The organism is Uniformispora flossi (genome assembly GCF_049534875.1).
Taxonomy (GTDB): domain Bacteria; phylum Actinomycetota; class Actinomycetes; order Streptomycetales; family Streptomycetaceae; genus Yinghuangia; species Yinghuangia aomiensis.
The window spans coordinates 122,172-142,277 of record NZ_JBMULZ010000001.1; the positions used below are offsets into that span (position 1 = coordinate 122,172).

Below are 20,106 nucleotides of genomic sequence, written 5' to 3' on the forward strand. Positions count from 1 at the left end.
AGCCGGCCGTCAGCCGCCGCGCCCGGCCCGCTTAAGACGCTCGCCCGTGGCCCGGCACCGGTCCGCGAACGCGCGGGGCTCGTCGACCACGAAATCGGCGTCCAGCAGCCCCACCACCAAGACGAGCCACTCGAACGAGTCCACCCGCGTCACCACCCGGCAGCGCCGCTCCCCGAGCGGTTCGACCACCGCCTGCTCGTCGTACTTGAACCGGTCGGCGACCCGGTCCGCCGGGGCCTCGACGGTTACGACAACCCGGTGCCGGGGCGTGGTCATCTCGGCGCGAAGGTACGCGTAGGCGGTCTCCGCGGGCAGCGGCCTCGGCACGAACAGCGCTCCCGCGGGCACGGGTTCGCGCACCCGGTCGAGGCGGAAGGTGCGCCAGTCGGCGCGGTCGAGGTCCCAGCCGAGCAGGTACCACCGGCGCCGCATCAGGACTTGGCGGTACGGCTCCACCCGACGCGCCGACTCGGCCCCGTCGGCCGCCGTGTACACGAAGCCGATCCGCTCGTGCCGCGCGCACGCCGCCCCGACCACCGCCAGCACGCCCGCGTCCACCGGCGGCCCCGGCAGCGGCACTGCTTCCAGCGACGCCCGCACCGCCTGCGCACGAGGCCGCAGTCGGGTCGGCAGCAAGTGGTCGAGCTTCCCGAACGCCCGGTCGGCCGCGGCCGCGATGCTGGTGCCCCCGCCCGCATCCCCGTCCCCACCCCCGCCCTCGGCCGCATCCGCACCGGCACCGGTACCGGCGCCGGCACCGTCGGCCCGTGCCAACGCCAAGCCCACGAGCGTCGCCACCGCCTCGTCGTCGTCGAAGATCAGCGGCGGTACGGCCGTCCCGGGCCGCAGGCGGTAGTGGCCGTCCGGGCCCGTCCGGGTCTCCACCGGGTAGCCGTACTCCCGCAGCCGCTCCACGTCGCGGCGCAGCGTGCGCGGGCTCACCGACAGCCGGCGGGCCAGTTCGGCGCCGCCGAAGGTGCGCCCGGTCTGGAGTGCGGCGAGCAGATCGAGCATGCGGCGGGTGACGTCGGCCATGCTTCCCAGTGTCCGGGTATTGCGGTCGGAATCCGGCCGCAATGCCGCTTAGCGTGGCGGACGTGGTCACCAAGCACGCACCCCGAGCCGACAGCCCGCCCGACGCCGACACCCCGGCCGCCCGGTCCGGCCGTGCCATCCGGATCCGCGCCGCCCGCACCCACAATCTCAAATCCGTCGACCTCGACATCCCGCGCAACGCGCTGACCGTGTTCGTCGGCGTGTCCGGCTCCGGCAAGTCCTCGCTCGTCTTCGACACGATCGCGGCCGAGGCCGGCTACCAGCTCAACGAGACGTACACGCCGTTCGTGCGCAATCGCCTGCCGCAGTACGTGCGCCCCGACGTCGACCACATCGACGGCCTCTCCCCCGTCATCGTCGTCGACCAGCGCCGCATCGGCGGGAACGCCCGGTCGACCGTCGGCACGATCACCGACACGTACGCCTACCTCCGTCTCCTCTTCTCCCGCATCGGCACACCCCACATCGGCGAGTCCACCCGCTTCTCGTTCAACGACCCGTCCGGCATGTGCCCGACCTGCGCCGGCCTCGGCGAGACGCTGGCCACCGATGTCGATGCCATCCTCGATCCCGCCAAGTCCCTGGCCGACGGGGCGATCCTGCTGCCCGGCTTCGGCAACGGGCAGTACTGGTACCGCCAGTACGCCGACATCGGCAGCTTCGACGCCCGCACCCCGCTCGCCGACTGGACACCCGACGAGCGCGAGGCGCTGCTGTACGGCGGCCCCGCCGCCGCCCGCCTGGGCACCAAGCCACCGAAGGACTACGAAGGCGTCGTCCAGCGCTTCGAACGCGTGTACCTGCACACCTCCGACACGGTGTCCGCGCGGAAGCAGGCCGTGGTGGACCGCTTCACCCGGTCCGCCCCCTGCCCCGACTGCCACGGGGAGCGGCTCGGCGAAGCCGCCCGGTCGGTCCGCGTGCGTGGCCGGACCATCACCGAGCTGAGCCGCCTCGAAATCTCCGAACTCGCCGCGTTCGTCGCGGACATCGACGACCGACGGGTCGCCCCTGCGGTCGCGGCGCTGCACGCGCGCCTGACCGCCATGACCGACATCGGCCTCGGCTACCTGTCGCTCGCCCGTGCCACCGCGACGCTGTCCGGCGGTGAATCGCAGCGCGTCAAAACGGTGCGGCATCTCGGCAGCAGCCTGACGGAGATGCTGTACGTGTTCGACGAACCCACCGTCGGACTTCACCCGCAGGACGTACGCGCCATGACCCGCCTGCTCACCCGTCTCCGCGACCAGGGCAACACCGTCCTCGTCGTCGAACACGACCCCGACGTCATGCGCATCGCCGACCACATCGTCGAGGTCGGCCCCCGCGCGGGCCGCGACGGCGGCTCGGTCGTCTTCGCGGGCGACTATGACGCCCTGGCCAACGCCGACAGCCCCACCTCCCGCGCCCTGCGCCGGACTCCGCGCGCGACGCGCCGCCGCGCCTCGACCGGCCGCCCGTTCCGCATCGCCGACGCCCGCCGCCACAACCTGCGCGACGTCACGGTCGACCTGCCGGCCGGGATCCTCACCGTGGTCACCGGCGTCGCGGGCTCCGGAAAGTCCAGCCTGCTCGCCGAGTTGCTCGCGCGGCACACCGCGACGGCGATCACCCAGCGGGCGGTGTCCACGAACCGCCGCTCGACCCCGATCACCTACACCGGCATCGGCCCGGCCATCCGCAAGCTCTTCGCGAAGACGCACGGCGTGAACGCCGGGCTGTTCAGCGCGAACTCCGCCGGCGCCTGCCCGGAATGCCAGGGCACCGGCGTCGTGTTCACCGACCTCGCGTTCATGGACGGCCACTCCGCACCGTGCGAGGCCTGCGGCGGAAGCAAGTTCAACGACAAGGCACTCGGCTACACCGTCGACGGCCTCACGATCGCGGACGTCGAGGCCCTGACGGTCACCGAGGCCCGCCACCGCCTCGACGTCCCGGACATCGGCGGCGCACTCCGCCACATCGCCGAGGTCGGCCTCGGCTACCTCACCCTCGGACAGCCGCTGTCCACGCTCTCCGGCGGCGAGTGTCAACGCCTCAAGATCGCCAAGGAACTGCGGTCGGCCACCGGCGAGATGCTGTACGTCCTCGACGAACCCACCACCGGCCTCCACCTCGACGACATCGACACCCTGCTCGGCGTCCTCGACCGCCTGGTCGACACCGGCAACACCGTCGTCGTGATCGAGCACAACCTGACGGTCATCCGGCGCGCGGACCGGATCGTCGACCTCGGCCCGGGCCCCGGCCGACACGGCGGCCGCGTCCTCTTCGAAGGCACCCCGGAGGAACTCGCCGACCACCCCGACTCCGCCACGGGCACGGCGTTGCGGGAGACCATGCCGGACGGGGTCTGACAGGCGGTCGCGGCGAAAGCCGCGGTCGTCCCTCCGGAGCGACTTCGCGGCGAAATCGCCTCGATCCTCGGACCCCGGGCGAGCCCGGGGTCCGAGGATCGACGCCGTATCCGGGTCAGCCGACCGGCTGCCCCTCCTTCTCGGCTCCCGACGACCGTTCCAGCGCCACCTTCGGCAGACACCGCGCGAGCGGCGCGGGCAGCCACCAGGCACAGTGTCGGGCGGGCGCGGGCACACGGCCGGACGGGAATCCGACCGCGGCCCGAAACGGCAGGGTTCGCCGACTCGGGGGCAACACCCTCAGCCGACGCCCGGTGCGGAGTCGTCCGGCGCGGCGACGGGCAGTCCGGCCGCCCGCCACGCCTGGAATCCGCCGACCACATCGGTGGCCCGGAACAGCCCCAGGTCCAGCAACGAGGCCGCGGCAAGGCTCGACGCGTAGCCCTCGTCGCACAGCAGGATGATCCGGATGCCGTAGCCGACCGCCTCGGGCAGGCGTGCGTCGCACTCCGGGTCGAACCGCCACTCCAGATGGTTGCGTTCGACGACGAGCGCGCCCGGGACGGTGCCGTCGGCGGCGCGTTGCCCGGCAATGCGGGTGTCGACGAGCACGGCACCGTGGTGGTGGAACTCGTCGTACGCCTGCCGGACGTCCACACGTGCGTAGCGGGTACGCGCCGCGGCCAGCAGCGCGTCGACGCCGCGCGCCCGGCCGTGGTGGGGAGGCGGCGGAGAGCCGCGCTCCGCGGTCACCGGGTCGTCTTCGGGCGTGGGGTGCCCGGCCTGGTCCGCCGCGCTCACCAGTCTTCTCCGGACCGCTCGACGCGCAGTTGGGTCAACGGCCCGTCGCCCGGGCGGCCGAGCAGGCCGGCGTCGTTCTCGAAGATCGTCATGGCGGTCAGCCGAGGCGCGTAGACGTGGACACTGACGGCCGGCTCGGTCCCCGTGTTGGTGACTTGGTGGATGTAGCCCTGCCCGAACGCCCGTGTCGCGCCGGGGACGAGGAGCCGTTCGCGGGCGGCTCCTCGTCCCCGGGGCGTGGCGATCAGCGAGCGTTCGTGCAGCGTGCCCGCGACGACCGTGAACGCGCCGGACGACTCGCCGTGGTCGTGCAGTCCGGTGCCCTGGCCGGGCAGCCAGCTCAGCAGCCATACCTCGTGGTCGTCTGCTGCGTGCAGGCGGCGGTACCAGCGTGAGACCGGGTCGAACTCGACGGTGTGCAGCGAAGCGGCGGCTTGTCGGGCGTACCCGGCGACGATGTCGATCGGGCGTACCGCGGGCGCGGGCGCGGGCGACGTCGGATCGGCCGGCACAGCGGACGGTTCGCCCGCGACGGTGGTGTTGTGCGACATGTGTGGGAGTCCTCGGAAGAGCGCGGCGGAATCGGTGGGCGGGTTCGGGTGCGTCAGGGGGTGCCGGGTGTGTGGGGGTGCCAGGGTCGCCGGTCGGGGCGGGCTGCGGGTTCGGGCGGGCCGCTGCGGCAAGTTGGCGGTCACGGCGCGTACTTGGCCAGGGAACGGCGGATCTCCGCGGCGTACGGGCCGTCCCACCAAGGGATCGTCCGGGCCAGCATCGGCGGGCCGCCGCTCACTTGCACGAGGGCCCGGCCGCGGGGCAGGCGGAAGAGGTCGGCGGCGTCCAGCACGGGTTCGCTGCGTGATGCATGTGTGACGGATTCTCCGAAGATCCGGCTCACGGAACGGCTGGTCGCGACGGTCTGCGGCTCGAACCTGGGCGTGGTCTGCGCAAGATCGTCGAGGAACCGGGTGTCGGCGGAACCTCCGCCGTAGACACGGACGTTCGCCGCGCCCCACATCGAGGCCATGCCTGCTTCGCCCCAGACACCGACGCCTTGGGCCCACGACTGCAGGACGGTCATCATCACGATTCCGCGCGACCCGTAGTGGCTGTAGAGGAAAGGGAGTTCGTGCCACGGGCAGACGTTCGCGGCTTCGTCGAGGACGAAGAGCGCGGGCACCGCGAGGCGTCCGCCGGGGCTCTCGATCGCCCGCCCTTCGATGGCGTAGGCGAGCGCCGACACCAGCCCGATCAGGAAGGGCGCGGCGGCGCGTTCCGTCTCCTCCGACAGCAGGTAGATCGTCGCGTCGTCGCGTTGCGCGAAGTCGGCGTGCCGGAACTCGGGGCGCCTCGGGTTGCTTCCGGGGGTGACCCATTCCGTGACCGAAGGCACCGCGAGGGGAGACGCGATCTGCGCCGCGACCCCGAACACTCCGGAGCGTTGGCGGGTGGGGGCTTCCCGCACCATGGCGATCGAATCCGCGGCGAACGGCTGGCCGTTCGCGCGCAGGATGTGCTCGGGAGTGCTGTCTCCGGGGCGCATGAGCCAGGTCAGCGTCCGGGTGATGGGTAACCCCTCCAGGGACGCGGCCAGGAGGAAGGAACCGAACAAGTCCCGTCCGGCGGGCTCGAAGTAGCCGTCGCTGCGCACGTGGCTCTGCCGGTTGATGCCCGCGAAGAACGACGCGAGCATGTGGCCTTTGGCGACGTTGTCGCCGACGAACGACAGCGGGTTCCACCACCAGGACGGCGACTCCCCGGCCTGGTTCTGCGGGTCGAACACGAAGACCGGGCCGCGGCGTTCGCGGACGCCGCGCGTCGCGTCCACGATGTCGCGCTTGTTGGACGTGACGATCACCGCGCCGGGGGCGCCGACCACGGCCGGTATCGCCCGTGTCGAGGTCTTGCCGGTGCGGGGCCCCCAAATGTCCATGTGCATGTCCTCCCAGGACCCCCACAGGTCCCGGCGGCCGTGCACCGTGCGGCCGATGTACACGCCGGGGACGGCGGTTCGCGCCCCGAGCCGGACGGCCTCGGTTGCGGCCCCGCGTGTGGTGGACCGCGCGACCCCGGGCCGGCCCGCCAGAAGCCGTGCCGCGCGGTCGACGTCCGGCCATCGGCGTCGGCGCCGAACGAGCAGCCCCGCGGCGGACGCAACGGCGACCGCGCCGAGGGCGGCGCCCGCACCCGCCCACGGCCCGCCACGGACGGCGGTGACACCGATGCCGGATACGGCACCGATCGGCAGCAACAGGCAGAGGAAAAGGACAAACCCGGTTTCAGCGGCGGGCCGAGGGCCACGCCGCCGTGTGGTGGCAGACATGCTGCGGGAACTTCGCTTCCGGAGTGCCGGTGTCGGACGGTCGAAACGTCACGGGCGGGATTCGCCCATGCCGTCAGCGACAGCGACCCCCGGGCGGCACCGGCAGGTGGCAGATACGGTGCCGCGTCAGCAGGAATGCACGGCGGGACACAGCAGACATCCCGCCTCCTTCCGCAGCCACCTGGACCTCATCGATGCGCACTATCCGACCTCATCGGATCACGGAAACCCCGCCGGGACTATCCGCAACACGCGGGACGCCGTAAGGAATTCGTTGGGCGGGGTCGCGCCGGGCACGGTTTCGCCGGGCAGGGCCGGCCAGCCGTTGCCGATGAGGCAGGGCCTCCGCCGACGCCGATGGAGTGAATGCCGTCCAAGCACCCCGGCGCGTGTAGGGCTGCTCCCCGCGCCGGCTAACCCGGCGCCCCGGAGATCTTCGCGGGCATGGCCAGTATGGACTCAAGGGCCTGATCGGAAGCTTGCAGCCGCTCGATCTCCTCCGCGATGCGCGCCCGTTCCCGGCGGAGATGGGTGGTGAGGCCTGCGCACCCCGAGGACGTCATCAGACCGTCGCCGTCGCCGTCGTTGCCGGTGCCGTCGTCGTCGTGGAAGCAGTCGAGGATCCGGTTGATGACCGCGGTGGGGAGCCCGGCGGCAAGCAGCCGCCGGATGCGCCGCACCGTCGCGACATCGGCCTCGCTGTAATCGCGGTAGCCGTTGGCCAACCGCGCCGGTCGGAGCAGCCCCTGCTCCTCGTAGTAGCGCAACAGCCGCCGACTCACCCCCGTCGCGTCCTCCAGCGCACCGATCCGCATACGTCCGCCCTTCCTCGCCGGCACCCGCTTCGTATCAAGCGCGCCGACCGAGGCCTTCTTCCCGCGCGCGGCCGGGCCGTCCGAGGCCGGGGAATGCGGCCGTGCGCCGCTCTTTCCACCCTTGCCGCTCTTTCCATCCTTGCCGCTCTTTCCATCCTTGCCGCACTTGCCGCCCTTGACCCTCACACCGGTGTGACGACTTAGCGTTCCGGTCACCGGCGGTTCGGGAAGCCGGGCAACCGAGAGAGGAGACCGTGATGCCAGGAGCGGTGATCATTGGTGCGGGCCCGGGGATCGGGCGGTCGGTGGCTCGGCGGTTCGCCGCGGAGGGCATGGCGGTGGCCCTCATTTCCCGAACGCCCGCCTCCCTCGACGCTGCCGCCGAAGCGGTCACACCGCTCGGTACGCCCGTCGTGCGGCTACGTGCCGACAGCGCGGACGAGACCGAGCTGCGCGGAGCCCTAGACCGGGCGGTGGAGGCGTTCGGCCCGCCGGAGGCGGTGGTCTACAACGCCGCCGTCGTCCGCCCGGATGCGCCCGGCGAACTCACCGTCCGCGGCCACCAGCACGCCTGGGCGGTGAACGTCGTCGGAGCGCTGACGGCCGCGGCCCACACGGCACCACTGATGGCCCGGCACGGCGGCGGCACCTTCATCGTCACCGGGGGCATGCCGGAGCCGAAGTCCGCGTACGTCAGCCTCTCCCTCGGCAAAGCCGGCGTGCGGACGCTGGTGGACCTGCTGGACCAGGAATACGGCCCCAGCGGCGTCCACTTCGCCAGCGTCACCGTTGCGGGCCCCGTCGCCCCCGGAACCGATTTCGACCCGGACGACATCGCCGAGCACTACTGGCGCCTGCACACCCAACAGCGCTCGGCCTGGCAACGGGAAGTACTCCATGACGGCACGGCGCGGGCGCATGCCGACGACAACCATCCGGGCTGAGCGACAGGACGGGGGCCGCCGGCCCTCATGCTCGCGCTGGGACTCGGCATCGCCGTCCACGACACCCCCACCTGGGCAAGCCTCCTCCCCCGGTCAGTTCCGCGCCGCCCCAGGCACGCGTTCTGGATAGGCCACGAACCGGAAATATGAGAGACATAGGGCAAGCACGACTTCACGACAAAGGTCCCGAACGCACATGTCCGTCCCTCCCAAGCCCACACCAGCCGCCGCCGCGGATACCCGCTCACCGGCCCAAGCAGGCCCACCCGTCGACCCCCCAGCCGGAGAAACGCACGTCCCCTATGCCGCGCCATGGCCGGCACCACCGCCCGCGGCTGTCGCCCAACCCCATCACGGCGACCAGTCCCAAGCCTTCATCGACCGGTCAGGCCGACAGGACCCCCGAACCCTCTGGCAGAGCGGAGCGTTCGACGTGGTCGCCCGTTCGCTGCCGCGGGTGTCGAAGCTCCGCGGCACCCAAGCCACAACGCAATCACGCCGGCCCCCGGTCCAACCCGACGCGGGAACGACCCGCCACGCAACCCGCGAAGCGTCCGGCCCCGAAGACGGCGTGCAGTTCTGACGGGCGAACAGCACGCCTCCGCGCGGCCAATGCCCCAGCGCGGCTGCCCGGGCCCCTCATCCGTCATCCGGGCCGAGACCGGTGTCCGGGCCGTCGTGCCGGACGCACCGAGCCCGCGCGGCGGCGGTCCGCGGCCGCGCGGGCTCGGTGCGTCGGGGTTCAGCCGGAATACGGGGCGGCGACGTCCAGGACCCAGGTGACGCCGAAGCGGTCGGTCAGCATGCCGTACAGCGGAGCCCACGCCGCGGGCTCCAGGGGACGGACCACGGTCGACGCCTCGGCGAGCCGGTGCCACAGCGCGCCGATCTCCTCCGCGTCGTCACCGCGGACCGAGACGAAGAACGGGTTCTCGCCCTGTTCCCACGGCAGCCGGCCGGGCACGTCGTAGGCCATGACGTGGAAGCCGTTTTCACCGACCACCTCGCCCCACATCACCCAGTCCGCTTCGTGCTCGTCCTGCACGGCGCCCGCGTCCCGGTAGGTGACCGCGACGGTGCGCCCGCCGAAGACGGACTGGTAGAAGTCCAGCGCTTCCCGCGCCGTGCCCCGGAAATTCAGATGGGTCGTGGTCGTGACGGACATGGTCTGCTCCTTGCCTTGCTGCGCGACGGGTGGTGAATCCGCGGGCCGGCCTGGCCACGCGGCGGGTGCCGTCTCCGGGCGGTTCTCCGTCCCGGACGGCTCGTCGTCCACAGTGGCGGAGGTAGCGGACAGGTTGTGTCCTGTACTACGCGCAGAATGGAGGGCATGCAGAAGACCTCCGCCCGGCTGCTCTCGCTTCTCTCGCTGCTCCAAACGCACCGCGAGCGTTCGGGCGACGAGCTGGCCGAGCGCCTGAACACGACCACGCGCACCGTACGGCGGGACATCGGCCGCCTGCGCGACCTCGGCTACCCGATCGCGACCGTGAAAGGACCGGCCGGCGGTTACCGCCTGGAAGCCGGTGCGCAGATGCCTCCGATGCTGTTCGACGACGGCCAAGCCGTCGCTCTGGCCGTGGCACTGCAGACCGCGGCCGACGGCACCGCCGTCCCCGACGACGCCGCACGCGCCCTGGCCGCGCTCCGCCAGGTCATGCCGTCCAGGCTGCGCCACCGCATCGACCTGCTGCGTCTCACCGCCGTACGGCCGCGCGAGACGCAGGACGGCACCCGGGTCGACAACGACGTCCTGGTCGAGCTGAGCCGGGCCATCCACACCCGCGAAGAACTCCGTTTCGACTACGCCCCGGGCCCGAACGGCACGGACGGCGGCCGGCGCCGCCGGGTCGAGCCCCACCACTTGGCCACGTGGCGCCGGCACTGGTACCTCGTGGCCTGGGATCTCGACCGCGGGGACTGGCGCACTTTCCGAGCCGACCGGATCCGCCCCCGCACCCCGACCGGACCCCGTTTCGCCCCGCGCGACCTCCCCGGCCACAGCGTCTCGGAGTTCCTCACCGGCCGGTTCCGCGGCAACGACGACGCCACCGGCGACTGGCCCTGCCGCGGCGAAGTCGTCCTCCACCTCCCGGCCGCCCAGGTCGCGCCCTTCGCCGTCGACGGAATCGTCGAGGAACTCGACGGCCACCGATGCCGGCTCACCCTCGGCTCGTGGTCGTGGACCGGCCTCGCCGCGGCCCTCGGCCGCTTCGGCACCGACTTCGACGTCGTCGGCCCGCCGCAATTGGCCACCGCGTGCGCCGACCTCGCCGCCCGCTACGCACGCGCCGCCCGCACCGCGGAACCCGACACCGGCCCGACCGCGTAAGTCCCTCCGCGTGGAAGCGACAGCCGCCGCATGCCGACCATCGGACCAGGTACGAACCCGGAATTCGAGTCGGGGAAAGATACCGCCATGCGCCGAGCCCACGAAGATCCCGAACTACGCGAACTGATGGGCCGCTACGTCACACCGGAGCAGCGCCACTTGCTGCTGCTCGGCGGCGGCCTCCTGCGCATGGACGCACTCGAGAGGGAACACTTCACGAAGTCGCTCGGCCACGCCGCCGGCGAGATCACTCCCCGCGAGCTGAGCATCCTGTTGGAGGGCGGATGGCGTGGACGGCACGCCGCCGCCTGGCTCATTGCCGTCGCCCGCAGAACCGAGTTCCGTGATCGCCTCGGCGAACTCCTGCTGGCCAGCGAGGTCTGCTACGCGGGGCGGGGCTATTGCGTCGCCCTCGCAGCGTTCGGCACCCCGGCCGACGCGGCCCTGCTGGCCTCCTACCTCGACCACTACCTGAGGAGGCCGGACCTCGACTACAACCAGCCCGAGGCGATGGGTGCGCTGCTGCACCTCGACGCAAACCTCGGGACCGACACCGCAGCCCGGTTCCTCACCCCTGGCGGGCTCTGGCAGCGGTGGGTCGACGGCCCGCCCGCCAAGGGATTCGAGCCGCAGGGCTACCTCCGGATCATGAGCCGGTTCTGCACCATCGCCGCCGAGAGCCGACTGAACGTGGCCCACCGCCATGAACGTTGGCCACACTCGGGCCACGCACCCGTAAGGGGATTCGGTAAGTCGTGCGACAGTCCCGCTGATTGAATCCCCCGGGCGGGCATCGGGGCGAGTGGCGGTCATGCCGGACAACCGGGGACACTCGGTTCTGTCGACGACTTCGGGGATACCGCGTCCACGTAAAGCGGCAGGTCCTTGCGGAGTGTGTGCGAGATATTGAGACCGCGAGCAGCCCATGGCACGCTCACGCCGCATGATCGATGAATTCGCGAAAGACCACCTGCACGGGAGACTGCGGCGGGACCGCAAGGCGCTGCTCTGGAAACTCGACGGCTTGTCCGAGTACGACGCCCGCCGGCCGTTGACAGCGACCGGGACCAACCTCCTCGGCCTGGTCAAACACGTGGCCGGCGTCGAGGCCAGGTACTTCGGCGAGGTCTTCGATCGCCCTTCCCCGGAACCGCTGTGCCGCTGGCAGGACCACGCCGACGGCAGCGATCTGTGGGCGGCCGAGGACGAGACCCGCGATCAGATCATCGGGTTCTACCGGCGCACGTGGGAGCACTCGGACGCGACGATCAACGAGCTTCCCCTCGACGCCCCCGGCCACGTGCCGTGGTGGCCGGAGCCTTATGCCGACACGAACCTCTTCGCCGTCATGGTCCATGTCCTCGGCGAGTCCATCCGGCATGCCGGGCACGCCGACATCCTGCGCGAGGGCCTCGACGGCCGGACCGGGTTGCGCGCCGACCATGAGAAGCAGATCGACGAGGAAGCCCGTGCGGCCTACTGCGCGAAGATCGAGCAGGCCGCCAGGTCGGCCGCACAGATCAAACCGTAGCCGTGCCGCGGGAAATCGACATGCCCGCCCGGACTTCTCCTTTCTGGGGATCGAAGCAGACCAATCCCAGTCTGTCGGCGACTTCGGACACATATCTGGACACTGCTTCTGCAGAACTCCATGCAAGCGCGATGTATACGTATGGACCGCTTGCCCCACCTGCGAGCGGGGTTGAGGCCCAAGGCGTATCGTCTCCGGTGTCTCGATCCGGCCAGCGCCTCGCCAGAACCTCCAACAGGTCCACAATTTCCGCCTCCACCGGAGTTGTGGTTTCGCCATCCAGGTATTCACCATAAAGACGGCAGTGCGCCTTCCCCGCTTCGCGATGACCGGATGGCATATCGCCTTTCCAAACCGCCAGGTCGTAACTCATTCTCCCAACCAACCCCAAGCCTTCGGTGGTGAGCCGCCGTACACCTTCCTCTCCTGAGGGAGCAGACACAACAAAGCCACCCGCTCGAGATGCGAGTCCAAGCCGTTGCACCGGTGCCGCATCAGAACCCCCGCGGCGGCCCCCCTTCGCGAAAGGCAGTAGTGTCGCGATGCGTGGCCTGGAAGGATCTGCCGCCATGGGGCAGACCAGGTTTTATCCGGTGTTCGAGTCCGAAGACCTGGACGCGGCCTACGCCGCCGCCAAGCGTCTCCTGGCGCTGTCCGACACCGACGAGGTGCTGACCACGTTGTGGGCCGAAGCACCCGACAAGTCCGAGCTCGACAAGCTGTCCGACGTCTTGGCACGGCCCGATGCACCGGTGACGATCTCCCAGCAAGACAACGGCGGGCATCGCCCGGGATGGTGGACCTTCGAGGCATCGTCCCGCTCCGACCAGAGCATCGAAGTGCCGTTCCTCCAAGAGGCCGAGCACCTCATCGCGTCCGTCGGCTGGGAAGTGGCCTGGCCCGAAGTCCCGGAACTCGACCTCTGCCGGCGGTGCGACCACTCCGAGGTCCAGCTGATGCTCAACTGTTCCGGCATCTACATGGAGCAGCCGGCCGCCGGGCACCTGGTCTACGTCCACGTCAAGTGGAGCGACGCCGAAGACGACCGGCGCGCCGAATGGCTCGCCACGCAAGCAGGACTACAAATCCTCGGACCAGGCGAAATCGGCTGGTAGCCACGTCGCTTCGACTGCATTCAGCAGCAGGGCTCCTTGCAGCCCCCTGGGGTGCCGACCGTCCCGACGCGGCTGACGAAGCAACCCCGGGACAGCGGCCGCTGACCCCGGGAACCACAACACAACCCGGTTCGTCTCCGAGTTGAAGATCACGAAAGGAGACAGGCATGGGCATGCTTCTTCCGGAACTCGCGCACTTGGTGGTGCGGGTGATGGGCCGCACCGTGGGGCTCCGGGTCCTGGTGCGCGCGCAGGTTGGCAAATAGAGGGCTCCTGCGACGAGTTGGTGCCGCGAACTGCGCAGCCCCGGGACCGCGCGGCAACTGAAGCGTTCAGTTCGGGGTGGTCCCGGCGGTCAGTCGTACGTGCGCGTCCGACCAGAGGGCGGACAACTCGTCTGCGGACACGGCACGGTCCGCCGTCCAGGACACGGAACGGGCTGTTCCCCGGTCGCGGTAGCGGCGCATGATGGCCACATGATCCGGCAGGCCTACGAAACCGTGCAGCGCGGGGGTGTCCGTCCACACGGCGACCGAGCCGACGCGCCGCGTTTGGGGAGACGCCCAGAGCCAGACCCCCACGGCCCCTTCCAGCACCGGCCAATGGCGACGCAGGCGGAATCCGGCGCGGGCGATCCCCGGGAGATCCCGCGAACGTGCCGCCGTAAAGTCCGTCAACGTCACCAGTACCGGGCCGTCGTATGCGGCAGCCCTTCCCGGATGCCACCGCGATCGCACCAGCCGTATCTCACGCACATCGTCAACCCTAACGAGCTCGTACAGCGTCGGTAGGGCAGCGCAGGGCGGGAGTGCGCCGTGGGCACCGCATCCGACAAATCGCAGGGCGCGACAAGGTGATTGGCCTGGTGAGGAGCGGTCAGTGCAAGTCCTCGGCGACCGCGCCCACCACTATCGGGACGTCCGAGAACTGTTCGTCCAGGGTGTCGCCGGAGCCGGAGCCAGAGTCGGATCCGGAGGCGGATCCGGAGGCGGATCCGGAGGCGCGGTGCGCGACGGTGTCGGCCACGATGACCGTGATGTTGTCCGGGCCGCCGCCGCGGAGCGCGAGCATGATGAGTTCTCGCACGGCCGCCTGCGGGTCGGCGAAGGAGGCGAGAGTGTCGTGTATCGCGGGGTGTGAGACGGCACTGCTGAGGCCGTCGGAGCAGATCAGGTAGCGGTCGCCGGGGCGTACTTCGTGGAGGGAGAGGTCCGGCTCGGCGTCATCGCCACTGCCCAACGCGCGCAGCAGCAGGGAGCGTTGCGGATGGGTGGCGGCCTCCTCCGCGGTGATGCGCCCTTCGTCGACAAGGCGCTGTACGAAGGTGTGGTCCTGGGTGATCTGCGTCAGCACGCCGTCCCGCAGCAGGTACGCGCGGGAGTTGCCGACGTGGGCCACAGCGAGCCGTCGGCCGGTCCAGAGCAGGGCGGTCAGCGTGGAACTCATGCCCTTCAGCTGCGGATCCTCCGCGGCCAGCTGCCGGAGCCGGGCATCGGCCTGCTGCACGGCAGTTGCGAGTGGGGTGAGGATGTCGGGTCCCGGTTCGTGATCGTCGAGCGTGACGATGGCGGCGATCACTTCCGCGGACGGGATGCCTCCGGCGGTCTGGTGGGCGGCTTGGACGTGTGTGCCGTCGGCAATGGCGAGCAGCCGCGGTCCGGCGTAGCCGGAGTCCCCGTTGCCCTTCTGGATGAGTCCCCGATTCGACCATGCGGAGTATCGGAGCGACACGCGGAAGAACGCGCCCAGCCCGGGCCGCTCCCGAGTTCGGGTCGGCTCCTGATCGATCCCGGCCGGCGCTGGTGTGGGTGGAGTGAAAGACGACGCGGTCGTGGCGTGTTCGCGGACGAGGCCTGCGGCTTGGGCGGGCAGCCAGCCCGGCTCCATGCGTACGTGCGTTGCATTTGCGCCCTCATGGCGGCGGCCGGAGATCTGTCCGGAGAAATGTCGGAGCAGCTCGGCCAAGACGGGGCGTTGCTCGGGCTGTTTGGCCAGGCAGGCGGCCACGACGCCGTGCAGCTCCGGGGGAAGAGTCCGGAGGTCGGGGCTCTCGTACACGGCGCGGTAGTGGAGGACGTGGGCATGGCCGGCACCGAAGGGGTGCACACCGGTGGCGGTGTAGGCCAGCACCGCGCCGAGGGCGAAGACGTCGCTCGCCGGACCGACGGGAGCGCCGGTGAGCTGCTCGGGGGACATGAAGCCGGGTGTTCCGACGGTCGCTCCGGCAGCGGTGAACGTGCTCGCCTCGCTCGTGATCGAAATCCCGAAGTCGATGACCCGCGGGCCGTCGGCGGCCAGGAGGATGTTGGACGGCTTGAAGTCACGGTGCACCACCCCGGCGTCGTGGATGGCTTCCAAGGCTTCGGACAGACCCGCGCCGAGGGCCAGGACCGCGGCCGCCGGCCAGGGTCCGTGCCGCGCGACCGCCTCCTTCAGGGAGACGCCCGGAACGTAGACGGTGGCCAGCCAAGCCGGGGAACCGTGCGGATCCGCGTCGACCACTCCGGCGGTGAAGGCGCCGTTGACCAGCCTCGCGGCGGCGACCTCGCGGGCGAAACGGCGTCGGAAATCCGCCTCGCGCGCCAGTTCCGGATGGACCACCTTGATCGCGAACGCCCGCCCGCCGGGGGAACGTGCCAGGAACACCCGGCCCATTCCGCCCGCGCCGATCCGCGCCGTGATCCGGTACCGGCCCACCTGCTGCGGATCTCCCGGCTCCAAGGCTTGCAACCGCCTACCCCCTACGTGTTCGGCACCGGACGCGCCGGTCAGACAACCTTGTGGCCGTACGCTGTCGCGAGTGGCGCGAGGTCCGGTTCGCCGTACTTGTCGACCAAGCCCTCGAACGTTGCGGCCTTGTCGTCCCCGAAGCGGCGTACGGCCACCATGTAGTGGGCTGCGCCGACGAACACGGGCGGCCGGGATTTGCTGTGGAACTTGTCGGCGTACATGACGAGTTCCTCCTCCTCGGTCTCCGGCACGTAGTCGGCGACGGGGATCGGCAGGCCTTGCCGGAGGATGTCGTCGCGGGTCAGGCCCATGCCGGTGTGGCACGAGCAGAAGCGGCGGATGGTCTCGGGGAAGCCCAGATCACCGAGAATCCCCGCGCCGAGCACGCCGTGGCGGATGTAGTGCTCCCGTTCCCCGGGCGGGCCGGACAGCCTGTAGACGCCGATGTCGTGGAGCAGGCACCCCGCTCGGACCAGGGCGACGTCCACGGCGAGGCTGCGGCGGTCGATGATCTGTTCGGCCAGCTCGCAGACGATCCGGCAGTGCGTGTACACCCGCTCGAACGCCTCCGGCGACGGCGCGAGCCGCTCGTGAAGCTCGCGGATCTCCTGGTCCGTCGGAATCTCCATGCGCGAACGCTCCTTTCACCACGTGCCGCCGGTTCGCAGGCATCAGCATGGAGGGAATGGCCGGTTGCCCGAAAGCCGGGGCCCGGCGGCTGGTGAGGCCGGCGAGTCCGTTCCTTGCCCGGGGAAGGCACCGAGCCTGCTCGTCGTCCTGGTTGCGCTGTGCGGTCGGGCAAGGGGTTGCCGGCGAGTTCGTCGGTGCGCATTGTCGCCATAGCGTTGCAGTCCGGTACGGGAGCCGTTCCGCCATGACACATGGTCCACCGCTTCCCTATCATCCCAACGAGCAACTGCCGCACAGACGCGGCCTTTTGGGGGATTGATATCTGTTCCCGGGGATCCGGGCGGTTGGGGGATCGGGCATGGCTGTGGGCGGCGGACTGCTGCGGAGAACGTACGAGGCGAGTGCGGCGCTGGCGGAACGTACCGCGCGCCGTCCGCAGCCGCTCGGCGGCCGGGCGCTGGAATGGCTGCCGAGCGCGGTACTCGTGGTGGTCGCGGTCGGATCCGCGCTGATCTCACTGCGCGCGGGTGGGTCGCTGGGGGGTCCGTCGGCCGCTGTCGCACCCGACGCCACCAGCTACGGGCAGGCCGGCTCCGGCGGTTCGGCAGGCTGGACGATCTGGGACCTGACCGCGGTGCTGCTGCCGTGGGCGATCCCGCTCGTCATCGGCGGGGTGGGGCTGACCGACACCGCTTTCGTGCACCGCCGGGGCGCGGTGGCCGGCGTCCTGCTGGTCGGCCTGGGCGGGACCGCGCTGACCTCGCTGCTGGACCTCGTCGCCGCCGGCGACGGACAGCCGCCGCGCTGGCTGGGGCTGGTCTATCTGCTGCGGTTCGCCTTCGCCGTGCAGATCATGGTCGGGGTGGTGCTGTGGGTGCACATCGCGCCGCCGTCCCACCGCACGGCGCTCAACGCCGCGCTCGCCGCGACCTTCGCCGCCGCGGTCCCGCTGATGTTCAGCGTCGTCGGCAGTGACCTGCTGCTGCAGTTGTGGAAGCCCGATGCGGTGCTCCAGACAGCCCTTCCGTTGATCGCGCTGCTGCTTCTGCTCGCGCTCCTGCCGACCGGGAAGGTACTGGTCGGGCCCGGCCAGGGCTGGCCGCGGGCCTCCCGCGGTTCGTTCCGCGGCGTGGTCCTGCTCGGACTGGCAGGCACCGCGGTCGCGGTGTGGACACTCGTGGACCCGGGCGGAATCCCGAAAGCCGTCGCGTTGTGGCCCGTGGTCGCCCTCCTCGGCTGCCTGGTCGCGGCCGCCCTCACCTACACCGCCGGCGGCTTCTCCTCGGTCGCCGGTTCGCTGCTGGCCATGGCGGTGGGGCTCGCCGCCGTGCCCGCCGCACTGTTCGGATTCGACCGCACGTCGTTCAATCCCGGACTCGGCTTCGACGGCGCCGGCGAGTCGGTGCCGTGGCTGCTCGGCCTCGCGGCGGCGGGCGTGGTCGGCGCGGTCGTGGCGCGGGCCGGCGGATCGTACGCGATCGTCCTCGCCGCGGTGCTCCTCGTCCTCTGCGAAGCGGCCGGCGCGGACACCGGCGAGACGCACGTCCTGCTGACACGCGCCGCGGGCGCGTTCGCCCTCGGCGTCGTCATCGGCGCCCTGCGGCCCGAACCCGCCCTGGCGGCACTGGGATTGACCGCCACCTGCAGCCCGGTGTGGCCGGATCTGCAGAGTTCGGCGGTGCACTACGCGTGGGTCGATGCGCTGACGGAACGGCCGTGGGGAGTGCCCGTGCCGCTGCTGGTACTCGCCGGTCTTGCGGTGCCACTGGCCCTCTGGGCCGGACTCCGCACCCCGACGCGCGGCCCGGGGCCGGCCGGGCCGAACCCGGGACCCGTCGGCGGGTACCCCTACCCCCCTGCCGCGGTCCCGGCCCAGGCAGCCGCAGCGCCCGGCGCGGATGCGGGGGCTTTCGATCCGGAGGCCGCGGCTTTCCGGATCCCGCCGGCGGATCCGGCCGGTCGGACCACCACGCCGCCGCCCGCCGCCGGCCCCTGGCAGCAGGCGACTCCCGGCCCGCAGGGGACAGAGCCCGCGCCCGGTCCGGAGGGGTTCGGCCGCGACGTGCGCCCCGGCCCGCGCCGTGGCGACCTCGGCGGCCCGGACGCCCGGTAAGGCGCATGCCCGGCCGGCCGTGGGACGGCCGGTCCCACCTGTAAACAACGTCCGTCAGTTCTAGACCTGGTTCCCGCGTTTCGGGGTGTGCTCTGCTTCGAAGCGGTGCCACTGCCCGCTGCCTTGTCCGCGTTGCCGTCGGTGCTCCTGATGTCCCGCAACAGGAACGCCGTGGTGCCCGCCGACCGGGTGCGCGGCGGGCTTGGACGCTACTGCCGCTTCGGCGCGCTGAGTTCGAGCACGAGCCCGTCCGGGTCGGTCAGCCGCAGGTTGTAGCTGACCGCTTCCTCGAAGATGTCACCGGGCGCGAAGCCCGCAGCGGCCAGCTCGCCGCGCAGTCTTTCGAGCGTCCCCAGGTCGGCCACGGCGAACGCGAGGTGGTCGATCCCGGCCGTGGCCGTGCTGCCCCCGTCCACCGCCATCTGCATCCCGACCACAAACCCCGCCGTCGGATGCCGCAAGGCCGCGTACGCGCCGGACCCGAGCGTTCCCGAAGCGAGATCCTCCAGCCCCAGAACCGCCCGATAGAAGGCCGCGCTTGCATCGACATCGCGCACCACAAGCTGAATGTGCGAGAACCCCAGGATCACGTCGCGCATGCTACGCCGCCCAACCCCCGACGACCATGTCCATCGCGGTTCAGTCGCTTCGGCGGTGACCGGTGATCGCCGCTCCGGAAGCTAGGCTCCGTGGCACGTTCACCACCGCGCTTTGGTCGTCGAGCCGGAGGCGGCCGTCGGCGCTCGGGCGGGCGGCTTCAGGGGCGGTGAGGAGAGCGACGACGGTGATGCCGTTCCGCGTGGAGCTTCAGGTTCAGCAACTGCTTGCGGGCCATGATCAGATCGCCGAGGGACAGCCCGAGGGCCACCACGCGGTTCGTTTCCATGGTGACCTTGAGCAGCAGGCGCGTGGTGTGGTCGCCCTGAGGCACGAGGACATAGGACATGAAGGCGCCCATGATGGTGCCCGTCATCTGCTGTCCCTGTTCGACCGAGACAATCCGGCCCAGTTTGCGCCCGCCGGCGCACGTGAAGCGCTCTCCGGCCTGCGGCTCGGGAAGGCCGGCCAGTTCGCGAGGCGAGCGACGGCCGAGGTTGTCGATCCAGTCGTAGGCGTAGGGGGCAAGCCGCACTTGTGCGACCCACGGCCACACCGCTTCCGCGGGCGCCTCGACGGTCACGCCCCGCCACGCCTGCAGCGCCGGCGACTCGACGAACTCGTCGCACGGGTAGGAGCGGGCGGTCTCGTCCTCGTTGACGCCCCACCGGTCACCGATCACGCGTCCACACCTCCGCCGACGTCCCGTTGTACGGAGCCTAGATGCAGATCCCGTTGCCTTGGCCCGTCGGCGTCGGGGACGAC

The 20,106-nt window shown here is 71.1% G+C and carries 19 protein-coding genes; 7 read left to right on the forward strand and 12 right to left on the reverse strand.

Annotated features, from left to right (window positions below; all coding sequences use genetic code 11):
- Positions 1-9 precede the first annotated feature (9 nt).
- Positions 10-1,035, reverse strand: a complete 1,026-nt coding sequence (locus tag ACPA54_RS00560; protein ID WP_423525625.1) for a helix-turn-helix transcriptional regulator — start codon at positions 1,033-1,035, stop codon at positions 10-12.
- A 62-nt stretch (positions 1,036-1,097) separates the two neighbouring features.
- Here ACPA54_RS00560 and ACPA54_RS00565 point away from each other — a divergent pair, with 62 nt between their 5' ends.
- On the forward strand, positions 1,098-3,413 hold the full coding sequence (locus ACPA54_RS00565; protein ID WP_423525627.1) for an ATP-binding cassette domain-containing protein: 2,316 nt from the start codon (positions 1,098-1,100) through the stop codon (positions 3,411-3,413).
- Between the two features lie 300 nt (positions 3,414-3,713).
- Here ACPA54_RS00565 and ACPA54_RS00570 read toward each other — a convergent pair whose 3' ends face one another.
- From ACPA54_RS00570 to ACPA54_RS00585, 4 genes are all read right to left on the reverse strand, one after another.
- Positions 3,714-4,217 carry a rhodanese-like domain-containing protein gene (locus ACPA54_RS00570; RefSeq protein ID WP_423526848.1) on the reverse strand — a complete coding sequence of 168 codons (504 nt, stop codon included), beginning with the start codon at positions 4,215-4,217 and terminating at the stop codon, positions 3,714-3,716.
- Entirely contained in the window at positions 4,211-4,765 is a 555-nt protein-coding gene (locus ACPA54_RS00575; protein ID WP_423525629.1) for a cysteine dioxygenase, read from the reverse strand. Before ACPA54_RS00575 ends, ACPA54_RS00570 begins: the two co-directional genes overlap by 7 nt.
- Before the next feature lie 140 nt (positions 4,766-4,905).
- Positions 4,906-6,144, reverse strand: coding sequence for a type IV secretory system conjugative DNA transfer family protein (locus ACPA54_RS00580; protein ID WP_423525631.1), 1,239 nt, complete (start codon positions 6,142-6,144; stop codon positions 4,906-4,908).
- 803 nt (positions 6,145-6,947) lie between these two features.
- Complete coding sequence (locus ACPA54_RS00585) at positions 6,948-7,349, reverse strand: MerR family transcriptional regulator (RefSeq protein WP_423526850.1); 402 nt, start codon at positions 7,347-7,349, stop codon at positions 6,948-6,950.
- Positions 7,350-7,606: 257 nt separating this feature from the next.
- On the opposite strand from ACPA54_RS00585, the gene ACPA54_RS00590 reads away from it, so the two are divergent.
- On the forward strand, positions 7,607-8,293 hold the full coding sequence (locus tag ACPA54_RS00590) for an SDR family NAD(P)-dependent oxidoreductase (RefSeq protein ID WP_423525633.1): 687 nt from the start codon (positions 7,607-7,609) through the stop codon (positions 8,291-8,293).
- A 742-nt stretch (positions 8,294-9,035) separates the two neighbouring features.
- Here ACPA54_RS00590 and ACPA54_RS00595 read toward each other — a convergent pair.
- The gene (locus ACPA54_RS00595; RefSeq protein WP_423525635.1) at positions 9,036-9,458 is read right to left on the reverse strand and encodes a VOC family protein; all 423 of its coding nucleotides are present in this window, start codon (positions 9,456-9,458) and stop codon (positions 9,036-9,038) included.
- A 165-nt stretch (positions 9,459-9,623) separates the two neighbouring features.
- Here ACPA54_RS00595 and ACPA54_RS00600 point away from each other — a divergent pair, with 165 nt between their 5' ends.
- The 3 genes from ACPA54_RS00600 to ACPA54_RS00610 all read left to right on the forward strand — a co-directional run bounded on the left by ACPA54_RS00600 (position 9,624) and on the right by ACPA54_RS00610 (position 12,156).
- Positions 9,624-10,625, forward strand: coding sequence for a helix-turn-helix transcriptional regulator (locus ACPA54_RS00600; RefSeq protein ID WP_423525637.1), 1,002 nt, complete (start codon positions 9,624-9,626; stop codon positions 10,623-10,625).
- A gap of 87 nt (positions 10,626-10,712) precedes the next feature.
- Positions 10,713-11,402, forward strand: coding sequence for a DUF6000 family protein (locus tag ACPA54_RS00605; protein ID WP_423525639.1), 690 nt, complete (start codon positions 10,713-10,715; stop codon positions 11,400-11,402).
- 166 nt (positions 11,403-11,568) lie between these two features.
- The gene (locus ACPA54_RS00610; protein ID WP_423525641.1) at positions 11,569-12,156 is read left to right on the forward strand and encodes a DinB family protein; all 588 of its coding nucleotides are present in this window, start codon (positions 11,569-11,571) and stop codon (positions 12,154-12,156) included.
- Here the strand turns inward: ACPA54_RS00610 and ACPA54_RS00615 are convergent.
- Positions 12,146-12,529 carry a hypothetical protein gene (locus ACPA54_RS00615; RefSeq protein WP_423525643.1) on the reverse strand — a complete coding sequence of 128 codons (384 nt, stop codon included), beginning with the start codon at positions 12,527-12,529 and terminating at the stop codon, positions 12,146-12,148. The genes ACPA54_RS00610 and ACPA54_RS00615 overlap by 11 nt on opposite strands.
- 196 nt (positions 12,530-12,725) lie before the next feature.
- Here ACPA54_RS00615 and ACPA54_RS00620 point away from each other — a divergent pair, with 196 nt between their 5' ends.
- The gene (locus ACPA54_RS00620; RefSeq protein ID WP_423525645.1) at positions 12,726-13,271 is read left to right on the forward strand and encodes a hypothetical protein; all 546 of its coding nucleotides are present in this window, start codon (positions 12,726-12,728) and stop codon (positions 13,269-13,271) included.
- A gap of 332 nt (positions 13,272-13,603) precedes the next feature.
- Here ACPA54_RS00620 and ACPA54_RS00625 read toward each other — a convergent pair whose 3' ends face one another.
- The 3 genes from ACPA54_RS00625 to ACPA54_RS00635 form a co-directional block, all read right to left on the reverse strand.
- Positions 13,604-13,852: a hypothetical protein gene (locus tag ACPA54_RS00625; protein ID WP_423525647.1), complete on the reverse strand. Its 249-nt coding sequence runs from the start codon at positions 13,850-13,852 to the stop codon at positions 13,604-13,606.
- Between the two features lie 295 nt (positions 13,853-14,147).
- Positions 14,148-16,001, reverse strand: coding sequence for a protein kinase domain-containing protein (locus ACPA54_RS00630; protein ID WP_423525648.1), 1,854 nt, complete (start codon positions 15,999-16,001; stop codon positions 14,148-14,150).
- 38 nt (positions 16,002-16,039) lie between these two features.
- Positions 16,040-16,630: an HDIG domain-containing metalloprotein gene (locus tag ACPA54_RS00635; RefSeq protein ID WP_423525650.1), complete on the reverse strand. Its 591-nt coding sequence runs from the start codon at positions 16,628-16,630 to the stop codon at positions 16,040-16,042.
- A 359-nt stretch (positions 16,631-16,989) separates the two neighbouring features.
- On the opposite strand from ACPA54_RS00635, the gene ACPA54_RS00640 reads away from it, so the two are divergent.
- On the forward strand, positions 16,990-18,744 hold the full coding sequence (locus ACPA54_RS00640; RefSeq protein WP_423525652.1) for a hypothetical protein: 1,755 nt from the start codon (positions 16,990-16,992) through the stop codon (positions 18,742-18,744).
- Between the two features lie 209 nt (positions 18,745-18,953).
- On the opposite strand, the gene ACPA54_RS00645 is transcribed toward ACPA54_RS00640, so the two are convergent.
- Positions 18,954-19,343 carry a VOC family protein gene (locus ACPA54_RS00645; protein WP_423525653.1) on the reverse strand — a complete coding sequence of 130 codons (390 nt, stop codon included), beginning with the start codon at positions 19,341-19,343 and terminating at the stop codon, positions 18,954-18,956.
- 158 nt (positions 19,344-19,501) lie between these two features.
- Positions 19,502-20,023, reverse strand: coding sequence for a hypothetical protein (locus ACPA54_RS00650; protein WP_423525655.1), 522 nt, complete (start codon positions 20,021-20,023; stop codon positions 19,502-19,504).
- Between the last annotated feature and the right edge of the window lie 83 nt (positions 20,024-20,106).

Bases quoted from the DNA above. Each gene is read 5' to 3' on its own strand.
- ACPA54_RS00580 (WP_423525631.1), bottom strand. From the start codon at position 6,144: ATGGACATTTGGGGGCCCCGCACCGGCAAGACCTCGACACGGGCGATA.
- ACPA54_RS00640 (WP_423525652.1), top strand. From the start codon at position 16,990: ATGGCTGTGGGCGGCGGACTGCTGCGGAGAACGTACGAGGCGAGTGCG.
- ACPA54_RS00590 (WP_423525633.1), top strand. From the start codon at position 7,607: ATGCCAGGAGCGGTGATCATTGGTGCGGGCCCGGGGATCGGGCGGTCG.
- ACPA54_RS00585 (WP_423526850.1), bottom strand. From the start codon at position 7,349: ATGCGGATCGGTGCGCTGGAGGACGCGACGGGGGTGAGTCGGCGGCTG.
- ACPA54_RS00560 (WP_423525625.1), bottom strand. From the start codon at position 1,035: ATGGCCGACGTCACCCGCCGCATGCTCGATCTGCTCGCCGCACTCCAG.
- ACPA54_RS00575 (WP_423525629.1), bottom strand. From the start codon at position 4,765: ATGTCGCACAACACCACCGTCGCGGGCGAACCGTCCGCTGTGCCGGCC.
- ACPA54_RS00615 (WP_423525643.1), bottom strand. From the start codon at position 12,529: ATGAGTTACGACCTGGCGGTTTGGAAAGGCGATATGCCATCCGGTCAT.
- ACPA54_RS00620 (WP_423525645.1), top strand. From the start codon at position 12,726: ATGGGGCAGACCAGGTTTTATCCGGTGTTCGAGTCCGAAGACCTGGAC.
- ACPA54_RS00595 (WP_423525635.1), bottom strand. From the start codon at position 9,458: ATGTCCGTCACGACCACGACCCATCTGAATTTCCGGGGCACGGCGCGG.
- ACPA54_RS00605 (WP_423525639.1), top strand. From the start codon at position 10,713: ATGCGCCGAGCCCACGAAGATCCCGAACTACGCGAACTGATGGGCCGC.
- ACPA54_RS00635 (WP_423525650.1), bottom strand. From the start codon at position 16,630: ATGGAGATTCCGACGGACCAGGAGATCCGCGAGCTTCACGAGCGGCTC.
- ACPA54_RS00645 (WP_423525653.1), bottom strand. From the start codon at position 19,343: ATGCGCGACGTGATCCTGGGGTTCTCGCACATTCAGCTTGTGGTGCGC.
- ACPA54_RS00600 (WP_423525637.1), top strand. From the start codon at position 9,624: ATGCAGAAGACCTCCGCCCGGCTGCTCTCGCTTCTCTCGCTGCTCCAA.
- ACPA54_RS00610 (WP_423525641.1), top strand. From the start codon at position 11,569: ATGATCGATGAATTCGCGAAAGACCACCTGCACGGGAGACTGCGGCGG.